This window comes from Inquilinus sp., from assembly GCF_057815775.1.
Genome location: NZ_JBYRFX010000617.1, coordinates 1 through 10,808, shown reverse-complemented (window position 1 = coordinate 10,808; position 10,808 = coordinate 1). Strand labels below are relative to the sequence as shown.

General features: G+C 70.2%; 9 protein-coding genes and 1 pseudogene. 4 read left to right on the top strand and 6 right to left on the bottom strand.

What is annotated here, in order from left to right; genetic code table 11:
- The 4 genes and pseudogenes from AC3XYG_RS21590 to AC3XYG_RS21575 form a co-directional block, all read left to right on the top strand.
- A partial coding sequence (locus tag AC3XYG_RS21590) for an ABC transporter substrate-binding protein (RefSeq protein WP_489141927.1) occupies positions 1-581 on the top strand: 581 nt, incomplete at its 5' end.
- Entirely contained in the window at positions 578-1,618 is a 1,041-nt protein-coding gene (locus tag AC3XYG_RS21585) for a FecCD family ABC transporter permease (protein WP_489141926.1), read from the top strand. The genes AC3XYG_RS21590 and AC3XYG_RS21585, both read left to right, overlap by 4 nt.
- A gap of 14 nt (positions 1,619-1,632) precedes the next feature.
- Positions 1,633-2,379: pseudogene (locus tag AC3XYG_RS21580) on the top strand (ABC transporter ATP-binding protein); the annotation flags it as partial.
- A 290-nt stretch (positions 2,380-2,669) separates the two neighbouring features.
- Positions 2,670-3,167, top strand: a complete 498-nt coding sequence (locus tag AC3XYG_RS21575) for a Ros/MucR family transcriptional regulator (RefSeq protein WP_489141929.1) — start codon at positions 2,670-2,672, stop codon at positions 3,165-3,167.
- A 49-nt stretch (positions 3,168-3,216) separates the two neighbouring features.
- On the opposite strand, the gene AC3XYG_RS21570 is transcribed toward AC3XYG_RS21575, so the two are convergent.
- The 6 genes from AC3XYG_RS21570 to AC3XYG_RS21545 form a co-directional block, all read right to left on the bottom strand.
- The gene (locus AC3XYG_RS21570; RefSeq protein ID WP_489141925.1) at positions 3,217-4,053 is read right to left on the bottom strand and encodes an ATP-binding cassette domain-containing protein; all 837 of its coding nucleotides are present in this window, start codon (positions 4,051-4,053) and stop codon (positions 3,217-3,219) included.
- A gap of 134 nt (positions 4,054-4,187) precedes the next feature.
- A complete protein-coding gene (locus AC3XYG_RS21565) occupies positions 4,188-5,381 on the bottom strand; it encodes a mandelate racemase/muconate lactonizing enzyme family protein (RefSeq protein ID WP_489141924.1) in 1,194 nt (397 codons plus the stop codon).
- A 26-nt stretch (positions 5,382-5,407) separates the two neighbouring features.
- A complete protein-coding gene (locus AC3XYG_RS21560; RefSeq protein ID WP_489141923.1) occupies positions 5,408-6,862 on the bottom strand; it encodes an alpha/beta fold hydrolase in 1,455 nt (484 codons plus the stop codon).
- Between the two features lie 141 nt (positions 6,863-7,003).
- A complete protein-coding gene (locus tag AC3XYG_RS21555) occupies positions 7,004-9,655 on the bottom strand; it encodes a molybdopterin-dependent oxidoreductase (protein WP_489141922.1) in 2,652 nt (883 codons plus the stop codon).
- Positions 9,648-9,983, bottom strand: a complete 336-nt coding sequence (gene nirD / locus AC3XYG_RS21550; RefSeq protein ID WP_489141928.1) for a nitrite reductase small subunit NirD — start codon at positions 9,981-9,983, stop codon at positions 9,648-9,650. The genes AC3XYG_RS21555 and nirD overlap by 8 nt, the downstream gene beginning before the upstream one ends.
- Before the next feature lie 2 nt (positions 9,984-9,985).
- Positions 9,986-10,808: ferredoxin-like domain-containing protein (locus AC3XYG_RS21545; RefSeq protein WP_507021936.1), on the bottom strand; the 823-nt coding region annotated here is incomplete at its 5' end.

Sequence of the window (10,808 nt, the reverse complement as noted above, 5' to 3'; positions counted from 1 at the left end):
AGGACAATTCCCGCGGCGGCGACGGCGTGCGCAAGCAGCTGTTCACCATGGATCTGGTCTATCAGGAGATCCATGAGCTCGCCGCGATCTTCGATGTCAGCGACCGCGGCGACGCGCTGGTCGACCGGCTGAAGCAGCGCGAGGCCGCGGCCATCGCCGCGGTGGCCGGCGTTAAGGGCGGCAACATCCCGGTCGTGTTCTGGTTCTCCAGCAAGGATGTCCAGGGCGACGGGTTCATGGCCGGCAAGAACGGCGTGCCCGCCTACATCATGCAGACGCTCGGCGCCCGCAACATCATCAAGACGGAAGAGGAATGGCCGTCGGTGAGCTGGGAACAAGTCGCCGCCTCCGACCCCGCCATCATCGTGATCGCGGAGATGAGCCGCCGGCGCTACGCCGCCGACGACCCGGCGGTGAAGCTGAACTTCCTGGCGACCGACCCGGTGGTCAGCAAGCTGCCGGCGGTGCGGGACAAGCACTTCGTCATGATGGACGTCCAGGCCATGGAAGCATGGATCCGCGTGGTCGACGGCATCGAGGCGCTGGCGAACGGGATCAAGGCCTTCGGGCTGGCGGATTGACCCGCGACCCGGTCGTCGGTAGCGGGCGGGGCGTCTTCGTCCTGCTCGCGCTGCTGTCCCTGGCCGCGCTGGTCGTGGCCATCGGCGTAGCCGTGTCGATCGGCGAGATGGCGATTCCGCTGGGCACCACCTTCAAGGCGCTGGGCAACCGGCTGCTGGGCACCGGCTTCACCCTCAGCCCGATCCAGGAAGGCGTGATCTGGGATTACCGGCTTAGCCGCGCCGTCGTCGCCGCCTGCTGCGGTGCGGCCCTGTCCCTGTCGGGCGCGATCCTGCAGGCGCTGTTGCGCAACCCGCTGGCGGAACCCTATGTCCTCGGCATCTCTGCCGGCGCGTCAACCGGTGCGGTCGCGGTGATGATCGCGGGCTTCGGCGCCGGCGCCGTGTCGCTGTCCGGCGGTGCCTTCATCGGTGCGGTCCTGGCCTTTGCCCTGGTGTCGGTGCTGGCGGCCGGGGCAGGGGGCGGCACCGACCGCATCATCCTGGCCGGCGTCGCCGGGTCGCAGCTGTTCAACGCCCTGACCTCCTACATCGTCACCACCTCGGCGAATGCCGAACAGGCGCGCGGCGTGATGTTCTGGCTGCTCGGCAGCCTCGGCGGCGTGCGCTGGCCGGACGTGCACATCGCGGCGCCGGTCGCCGCCATCGGCTTCGTGATCTGCATCCTGCACGCCCGCGCGCTCGACGCCTTCACCTTCGGCTCCGACGCCGCCGCCTCGCTCGGCATCGCGGTCACAAGGGTGCGGCTGGTGCTGTTCGGCACCACCGCGGCGATGACGGCGACCATGGTCAGCATCGTCGGCTCCATCGGCTTCGTCGGGCTGGTGATCCCGCATGCGGCGCGCTTCGTGGTCGGGCCCGGCCATATCAGGCTGCTGCCGGCCTCGGCGCTGGTCGGTGCGGTGTTTATGGTGTTGGCCGACATCGTCTCGCGCATCATCATCCCGCAGCAGATCCTGCCGATCGGCGTGGTCACCGCCCTGTTCGGCGCGCCGGCCTTCGCCATCATCCTCACCCGCGCACGGCGGTCGTCGTGACCATCGCTGTGCGGGACGTGCGCTGGGCCGCCGGCGGCCGGATGATCGTCGACGGCATCACCCTCGATGCGGCGCCCGGCCGGATGCTTGGGCTGCTGGGGCCGAACGGCGCCGGCAAATCGACCCTGCTGCGCCTGGTCTGCCGCCTGCGGCGGGTGGCCAGCGGCGTCATCACGCTGGATGGCGGCGACATCGCCGGCCTGTCCCGCGCCGCCATCGCCCGCCGCGTCGCGCTGGTCGAACAGCAGGCGGCGACCGAGGCGCAGGTCACCGTGCTCGACGTCGTCCGGCTCGGCCGCACGCCGCATCGCGGGCCGCTGTCGCCCTGGACCGGCCGGGACGATGCGGCGGTGGAGGATGCGCTGGCCCGCACCGGGCTGGCCGGCCGCCGGACCCAGGCCTGGCACACCCTGTCGGGCGGCGAGCGGCAGCGGGCGCAGATCGCCCGCGCCCTGGCCCAGACCCCGACCGAACTGCTGCTGGACGAACCGACCAACCATCTCGACGTCCAGCATCAGCTGGAGATCCTGTCGCTGGTGCGCCGCCTGCCCGCGACCAGCATCGTGGCGCTTCACGACCTCAACCTCGCCGCGATGTTCTGTGACACGATCGCCTTGCTGCAGGACGGCCGGGTCGCCTGCGCCGGTATGCCGGAGGAGGTGCTGACCGAAGCCAGGATCGCCCAGGTCTTCGGCGTGCGCACCCATGTCGAACGCTCGCCCCATCACGGCCGGCCGCACATCCATTACCTGCCGGATTAGCGCTTCCGCCGCACTTTCGGTCCGGAAGACAGGGCAGGCCGGTTGTTACATCAGTATTGGGCTAAAATTCCTATATCCGACCATGTGGTGCCCCTTTCTCCTGGGAGGACTGGGACGTGGACGTGCCAGTGCTGCCAAATCTCCTGCTGTGACGAAATCCGCAAAGGTCTATGTCGGGCAGACAAGGATCAATGCTGATCGTCGTCTTTTTCTTGACCTTCGTTGATCGGGGCTGGACTGTTGCGGAATTGGCGCTATGAATTCCGGGAGAGTTTCAATGGAGAGATTTGATGAGCGTTGACGGTGCGGGAGTTTCGACGGTGGTGACGAAGGAAGAGGCGCGCAGGCTGACGGTACAGATTGTCGCGGCGCATGTTTCGCACAACAGCGTGGCGACCAGTGACCTGTCCGGCTTGATCGAGCAGGTCTACAAGGCCTTGAATGGACTGGGGCAACCTTCCGAGCCTGTGGCCGTGCGGCCGGAGCCGGCGGTGTCGGTGAAGAAGTCGGTCACGCCCGACTATCTCATCTGCCTTGAAGACGGCAAGAAACTGAAGATGCTGAAGCGGCATCTGCAGTCGGCCTACAACATGACCCCGGACGAGTATCGCGACCGCTGGGACCTGCCGGCCGACTATCCGATGGTGGCGCCGAACTACGCGAAGCAGCGCAGCGCGCTGGCGAAGACCATCGGGCTCGGCACCAAGTCCCGCGCGCCGGTCCCGGCGCCGGTGCCCGAGCCGGCAGCGCCGAAGGCCCGCCGCGGTCGCAAGCCGGCGGCGGCCTAAGTCCTGACGGTGGACCTGGCCGCCGGCCTTGCGCCGGTGGCCAGGTCCGTCACTGCACGTAGCTGATCGGCGGGCCGCCCGCCGGATTGGCCAGCACGCCCATCGGGATGCCGTAGATCGCCTGCAGCCGGTCGGGCCGCAGGATCGCCGCCGGCGTGCCGCGGGCGATCAGCCGCCCGGAATGCAGGGCGATGATGTCGTCGCAGAACCGGGCGGCCATGTTGACGTCGTGCAGCACGACGACGACGCCCAGGCCCTTGCTCTGGCTCAGCCGGTGTACCAGCGACAGCACCTCGATCTGATGCGCAACGTCCAGGGCCGAGATCGGCTCGTCCAGCAGCAGGCATTCCGCATCCTGCGCCACCAGCATCGCCAGCCAGGCCCGCTGCCGCTCACCGCCCGACAGGGTGTCGACAAGGCGGTCGGCGAAGGGGGCGATGTCGGTCAGCTCGATCGCCTCGGCCACCTTGGCGCGGTCGGCCGCGCCGAACCGGCCCAGCGCCCCGTGCCAGGGATAGCGGCCCAGGGCCACCAGCTCCTTCACCAGCAGCCCGGCGGCGGCCGGGGGCTGCTGCGGCAGATAGGCGACCTTGCGGGCGAAGGCGCGGTCGGCCCAGTCGCGCAAAGGCTTGCCCTCGAACCGGGCGGTGCCCGCGCTGGGCGGCTGCTGCCGCGCCAGGATCTTCAGCAGTGTCGACTTGCCCGAGCCGTTGTGCCCGATCAGGCCGGTGACCCGGCGCGGCGCCAAGGCGAGGTCGAGCGGCTGCAGCAGCTGCCGCCCTGGCACGGCGAAGGCGATCTGCGACAGCTCGAACATCGGCGGCTCGGCCTCCGCGCGGCTCATCGGCGTCTCGTCGGCGGCAGCAAGGGAAGCGCTGTGGTTCATGCCGGTCTCTGTCTCGGGCACGATGCGGGCGGACTGGGCCTGCCGCGGCCGATCGTGAGGATCCCTGCTCAATAGCGAAATTGAGAGTAATTCTCAATCGGCAATGGCGACTCGCCGCCGGCCGCTGCGTCCGATCAGACCTGCGAGCGGGGCGGCACGACATCCTCGGTCAGTTGGCGCATCACGGCATAGAGCGCGGCCTTGGCCTCGAAGCCGACGCCCGGGATGTCCGGCAGGCGGACATGGCCGTCCTCGACCGCGATGCCGTCGGCGAAGCCGCCAAAGGGCTGGAACACGTCCGGGTAGGATTCATTGCCGCCGAGATGCAACCCGGCAGCAATGTTCAGCGACATCTGGTGGCCGCCATGCGGCACGACGCGGCGGGACGACCAGCCCAGCCCGGCCATCACCTCCAGCGTACGCAGGTATTCGACCAGCCCGTAGGACAGGGCGCAGTCGAACTGCAGGAAGTCCCGGTCCGGCCGCATGCCGCCATGGCGCAGCAGGTTGCGCGCATCCTGGTGCGAGAACAGGTTCTCGCCCGTCGCCATCGGCCCGTCGTAATGCTCCGCCAGCGCCGCCTGCAGGGCGTAGTCCAGCGGGTCGCCCGCCTCCTCGTACCAGAACAGGCCGTAGGGCCGCAGCGCCTGGGCATAGGCGATGGCTGTGTCCAGGTCGAAACGGCCATTGGCGTCGACCGCCAAGTACCTGCCTTCGCCCACCACTTCCAGCACCGCCTCGATGCGGCGCAGATCCTCGGCCAGCGGCGCGCCGCCGATCTTCATCTTGACCACGCGGTAGCCGCGGTCGCGATAGCTGCGCATCTCGTCCTGCAGCTTGGCGTGATCCTTGCCCGGATAGTAATAGCCGCCGGCGGCATAGACCCAGACACGGTCGTCGGCCACGCCGCCGCGGTAGCGGTCGGCCAGCAGCCGGTACAGCGGCTGGCCCGCGATCTTCGCCACCGCATCCCACACCGCCATGTCGATGGTGCCGACCGCGACCGACCGTTCGCCATGGCCGCCCGGCTTCTCGTTTGTCATCAGGGTGCGCCAGATCGCGAAGGGATCCAGGTTGCCCTGGGCTTCGTCGACCAGCGTCTCCGGCGCCGCCTCCAGCAGCCGGGGCAGGAAGCGGTCGCGCATCAGCGCGCCCTGACCGTAGCGGCCATTGGAGTTGAAGCCGTAGCCGATCACCGGGCGGCCGTCGCGGATCACGTCGGTGACCACGGCGACGACCGAGCAGGTCATCTTGGAGAAATCGATATAGGCGTTGGCGATGGGCGAGGCGATCGAGACCGTCTTCTCGCGGATATCGGTGATGCGCATCGCAAGCTCCGTGGGGCGGCCCGGCTTCAGCCGTTGACGATGAAGTGCAGCGGATCGGGCTCGGCCAGGCAGGCGGCCACCGGCTGCCGGTCCGGTGCATCCAGGAACTGGCCGACCAGGCCTTCGGCGCAGCGGTCGCTGCCGATCAGCCCGTGGCCCTGGTCCGGCCGTTCGATCAGGAAGCCGTTGGGCAGATGGGCGGCTGCGGCCCGCGCCCAGGTCGCTGGGGTGACCGGGTCGAGGCCACCGACCAGCAGCAGCGCCGGCAGGTCGCTGTCGACCGGCTGGCTGCCGATGTCGTCGGGCCGGCCCGCGGGCCAGGCCGGGCAGGTCGACCCGGGGGCGGTGCGGGCGTCGCCGGCGTCGGCCGCCAGGCATTCGGCCAGGTCGTAGGCGCCGTTGGCGAGGGTCGGGTCCAGCTGGCTGTCCAGCCACTGCTTGGCCGCATCCTCATAGGCATCGTCGCGGTCGGCATCGATGCCGGCGATCAGGGCCGGCAGTGCCGCGGCGTCGTCGCGGGAATAGAGGTCGTTGAACACCACCTCCGCCAGCAGCCCGCCGGTGAACATCAGCGCCGCCTCGCCGCCGCCGTCGGACCGGTCGACCGTGACCGTGGGCGGCTCGTCGTCCAGCTTCTCCAGCAGCACACGGTAACGGCCGGCCAGGTCGGGATAGGCGGCGGCGCAGGCGGTGTCGGCGGCGCAGTCGGCAAAGACGCGCTGCAGCGACCGGTCGCCGTCCGGGTCGTTCTCCTCCGAGGAGGTGTAGAGGTTGGTGCCGGGCGGGTAGACCCCGTCCAGGATCATGGCGGCGATCCCCTCGGGATGGCGGCGGACGGTCTCGAGCGCCAGCCGGGTGCCGTAGGACGACCCGTACAGCACCCATTTGTCGATGCCCAAGGCCAGCCGCAGGTCGGCGATGTCCTGGGTGCTGTCGTCGGTGGTGTAGTGGCTCAGATCATGTCCGTCGGCTTCCCAGCGGGTGCGGCAGGTGCCGGCCGCGGACACCGCCTCCAGCGCCGTGCCGCCATCGCCATCCGGGCCGTTGGCGCGGATCTGCGCCTCCACCATCTCGGGGCAGGTCAGGTTCGGCACCGACTTGCCCATGCCGCGCTGGTCGTACAGCACCAGCTTGCGCTTCTGCAGCCAGTCGTTGCGGGCGATCAGGTCCCACCAGCGGCCGATGCCGTCAGGATCCAGGCCGGCGGCGCCGCCGGGGCCGCCTTCGAGATACAGGATCGGCGGCGCGTCGCCGAGCTGGTCGGGCGTCGACAGGATGGCGACCGCCAGGGTGACGGACGCGCCGTCCGGCCGGTCGCGGTTCTCCGGCACGGTCACGGTGCCGCAGCTTGCCGCCCTGCCGTCCGGCACCTTGAATTCGCAGGCGGTCGGACGGAATTCCGCCGCGGCGGCCAGGGCCGGCGTGCCGCCGGCCAGGGACAGCGCCACGATCAGGATCAGGGAACGGGTAATCATCGCCATGAAGGGTGGGGGCATTCAGGGCGGGACATGGTCCGGAACAAGCTAAAGCAAGGGAGCGCGGCGGCGCCATGCGGCAAGAGAGTCCGCCGTCGCCCGGCCTTCCTGCCGGCCGATTGCGGCGGGGATGCGGCCGATGGCTATTCAGCGGCCAGCAGCGGCATGGGCGACGATCTCCTTCAGCTCCGGCACGCAGGAGCCGCAATTGGTGCCGGCGCCCAGCAGCGCGCCCAGCTCCTTCACCCCGATCCCGGCACCGTCACGCAGCGTGCGCAGGATGCGCTCCAGCCCGACGCCGAGGCAGGCGCAGACGATGCGGCCCTCGGCCGGGGCGCCCGCCGGGGCGCGGCCCGACAGCAGCGCCCGGCGATCGGCCTCCTCCAGTTGAGGCGCTTCCGCCGTGAAGCGGGCCAGCAGCCATTCCGGGTCGGGCAGCTTGCCGGGCGGGGCGACGAACAGGCATTCGGCCAGGCCGCCGGCGTCGACGGTCGCCAGGCGGAACAGGCCACGCCTGGCATCGGCGAATTCGATCACCTGCCGGTCTTTCGCCGGCGTCAGCAGCGACCGGCCCAGGATGATGCCGTCGGCCGGCGGCTCAGGCCCGGCCAGGGTGTAGATCTGGCAGCCGGCGGCGGCCCGCCGGGTCCAGTACACCAGACCGGTCGGCCGCTGGCGGCGGCGGGAGATCAGGAACCCTTCCCAGCCCAGCGCGATCCGCTGCAGCGCGACCGGCGTGTGCTTGAGTTCCGGCTGGCCCGAGATCGGGTCGACGGCGGGGCTGGCCAGCTTGCCGGCGACGCAATCGGCGGTGAAGCGGTCGTTCCAATGCATCGCCAGGAAGGCCTGGCCGGGCGGCTGGTCGGGCGTGACGCGCACCCGTGCCACCGCCCGGCCCCAGCCGCTCTGCAGCCGGGCCAGGTCGCCCTCGGCCAGGCCGTGGCGGCGGGCGTCGTCGGGGTGCAGCTCGACCGCCGGCTCCGGGCTGTTGGCGGCCAGGCGCGGCACCGCGCCGGTGCGGGTCATGGTGTGCCACTGGTCGCGCAGCCGGCCGGTGTTCAGCAGCATCGGCCGGTCGCGGTCCGGCCGATGGGCCGGCAGCCGGTGCCGCACCGCGACGAAGCGGGCCCGGCCATCCGGCGTCGGAAAGCGGCCATCGGCGAACAGCCGGGCCGTGCCCAGCCGCCGGCCCTCAGGCGCCGGCCATTGCACCGGCTCCAGCGCGTCGTACCGGGCCTGGTCCAGGCCCGACAGGGCGCCGAGGTCGAACAGCCGCTCGCCACCGTTCTCGAAGGCGGACAGGGCGGCGTGTTCGCGGAAGATCGCTGCCGGATCCTCATAGGGGAAGGCTTCGGCGAAGCCCATGCGGCGGGCCAGCTGCGTGACGATCCACCAATCCGGCCGGGCCTGGCCGGGCAGGGGGCGGAAGGCGCGCTGGCGCGAGATCCGGCGCTCGGAATTGGTCACCGTGCCGTCCTTCTCGCCCCAGCTGGCGGCGGGCAGCAGCACATCGGCCAGCCGGGCGGTGTCGGTCTCGGCGGTGACGTCGGAGACGACAACCAGGTTGCAGTTGCGCAGCCCGCGGCGCAGCCGTTCGGCGTCGGGCGCGCTGACCGCGGGGTTGGTCGCCATGATCCACAGCGCCTTGATCCGGCCGTCCGACACGGCCTCGAACAGGTCGACCGCCTTCAGGCCGGGCGTTTCGGTCAGGCGCGGTGCTTGCCAGAACCGGCGCACCCGGTCGCGTGACGCCGGATCCTCGATCATCATATGGGCCGCGAGCTGGTTGGCCAGGCCGCCGACCTCGCGCCCGCCCATGGCGTTGGGCTGGCCTGTGACCGAGAAGGGACCGGCGCCCGGCCGGCCGATCCGCCCGGTGGCGAGGTGGCAGTTGACGATGGCGTTGACCTTGTCGGTGCCTTGGGTCGACTGGTTCACGCCCTGGGAATAGATCGTCAGCGTCGCCGGGGTGTCGGCGAACCAGCTGTAGAAGCGCCGCACCGCCTCCTCCGGCAGGCCACAACCCGCAGCGACCGCGGCGATGTCGGGCGCGTCATCGGCCGCGGCGGTTGCCGCCTGCTCGAAGCCGGCGGCATGGGCGGCGATCCAGCCGCGGTCCAGCGCGCCCGTCCGCACCAGATGGGCCAGCAACCCGTTGAACAGCAGCACATCCGTGCCGGGGGCGATGGCCAGGTGCAGATCGGCCTCGTCGCAAGTCGCGGTCCGGCGCGGGTCGATCACCACGATGCGGGTGCCGCGGTTCTCGCGTGCCGCCAGCAGCCTTCGATGCAGGATCGGGTGGCACCAGGCGGCGTTGGACCCGACATAGATGGCGAGGTCGGCCTGCTCCCAATCCTCGTAGCAGCCCGGCACCAGATCCTCGCCGAAGGCGCGGCGATGCCCGGCGACCGAGGAGGCCATGCAGAGGCGGGAGTTGGTGTCGATGTTGCCGGAGCCGATGAAGCCCTTCATCAGCTTGTTGGCGACGTAGTAATCCTCGGTCAGCAACTGGCCGGAGACATAGAAGGCGACCGCATCCGGCCCATGCTGTTCGATGGTGTCGGCGAAGCCGCGGGCGACATGATCCAGTGCCTCGTCCCAGCCTGTCGCCCGGCCGCCGATCATCGGGTCGAGCAGCCTTCCGTCCAGCCCCAGCGTCTCGCCCAGCGCCCCGCCCTTGGAACACAGTCGGCCGAAATTCGCGGGATGGATGGCATCGCCCGCCACCCGCCCGTCCGGCGTCGCGGCGACGCCGCAGCCGACGCCGCAATAGGGGCAGGTGGTGCGGGTCTCAGCCATTCGCGGCGAGACGCGGAGCAGGCAGGCCCAGCCGGACTCGGCCGCCGGCCAGATCGACCGCGATGCGATGGGCGCAGCCATCGTCCGGGCCTTCGACTGCGCCGGTTTCCAGGCTGATAACCCAGGCGTGCAGCGGGCAGGTGACGCTGGCGCCATGCACGATGCCCTGCGACAGCGGCCCGCCCTTGTGCGGGCAGCGGTCGTAAAGGGCGAAGACCCTGTCATCGGCAGTGCGGAACAGGGCGATGTCGCCCTCCGGGCTCTTCACCACCCGGGCCCCCATCGGCGGGATGTCCTCGATCCCGCCGATATCGATCCACAGCTGCATCATCATCCCACCTCGGCCAGGGAGCGGAATTCGTGTGCGTCGGCGCCGGCGGCGCGTTCGGCCCAGGGGTCGGTCTGCGCGAAGGACTGGGAGTGCAGGAAGCGGGCATGCAGCCGCTTGCGCGACTCCACATCCTCGACCACCCGGCGCTTGATGTGGTCGAGGCCGACCCGTTCGATCCAGGGCGCCGTGCGCTCGAGGTAGTGCGACTCCTCGCGGTGCAACTGCATGAAGGCGCCGCAGTACTCCAGCACCTCGGCCTCCGTCTCGACCTTGCACAGGAAATCTGTGCCACGCAGCTTGATGCCGCCATTGCCGCCGACCTGCAGCTCCCAGCCGCTGTCGACCGCGATTACGCCGAAATCCTTGATCGTCGCCTCGGCGCAGTTCCGCGGGCAGCCGGACACCGCCATCTTGAACTTGTGCGGGGTCCAGCTGCCCCAGCTCATCCGCTCCAATGCGATGCCCATGGCGGTCGAATCCTGGGTGCCGAAGCGGCACCATTCCGATCCGACGCAGGTCTTCACCGTGCGCAGCGCCTTGCCATAGGCGTGGCCGGAGACCATGCCGGCGGCGTTCAGGTCGCGCCACACCTCCGGCAACTGCTCCTTCTTCACCCCCAGCAGATCGATGCGCTGGCCGCCGGTCACCTTCACACTCGGGATCTGGTAGCGGTCGACCACGTCGGCGATGGCGCGCAGCTCCTTGGCGCTGGTGACGCCGCCCCACATCCGCGGCACCACGGAATAGGTGCCGTCCTTCTGGATGTTGGCGTGGGCGCGTTCGTTGATGAAGCGCGACTGCTGGTCGTCGTGGTATTCGCCC

What these genes read in the sequence shown, in the direction of transcription:
- AC3XYG_RS21575 (WP_489141929.1), top strand. Translation starts at nt 2,670, where the DNA reads ATGAGCGTTGACGGTGCGGGAGTTTCGACGGTGGTGACGAAGGAAGAG.
- AC3XYG_RS21570 (WP_489141925.1), bottom strand. Translation starts at nt 4,053, where the DNA reads ATGAACCACAGCGCTTCCCTTGCTGCCGCCGACGAGACGCCGATGAGC.
- AC3XYG_RS21565 (WP_489141924.1), bottom strand. Translation starts at nt 5,381, where the DNA reads ATGCGCATCACCGATATCCGCGAGAAGACGGTCTCGATCGCCTCGCCC.
- AC3XYG_RS21560 (WP_489141923.1), bottom strand. Translation starts at nt 6,862, where the DNA reads ATGGCGATGATTACCCGTTCCCTGATCCTGATCGTGGCGCTGTCCCTG.
- AC3XYG_RS21555 (WP_489141922.1), bottom strand. Translation starts at nt 9,655, where the DNA reads ATGGCTGAGACCCGCACCACCTGCCCCTATTGCGGCGTCGGCTGCGGC.
- nirD (WP_489141928.1), bottom strand. Translation starts at nt 9,983, where the DNA reads ATGCAGCTGTGGATCGATATCGGCGGGATCGAGGACATCCCGCCGATG.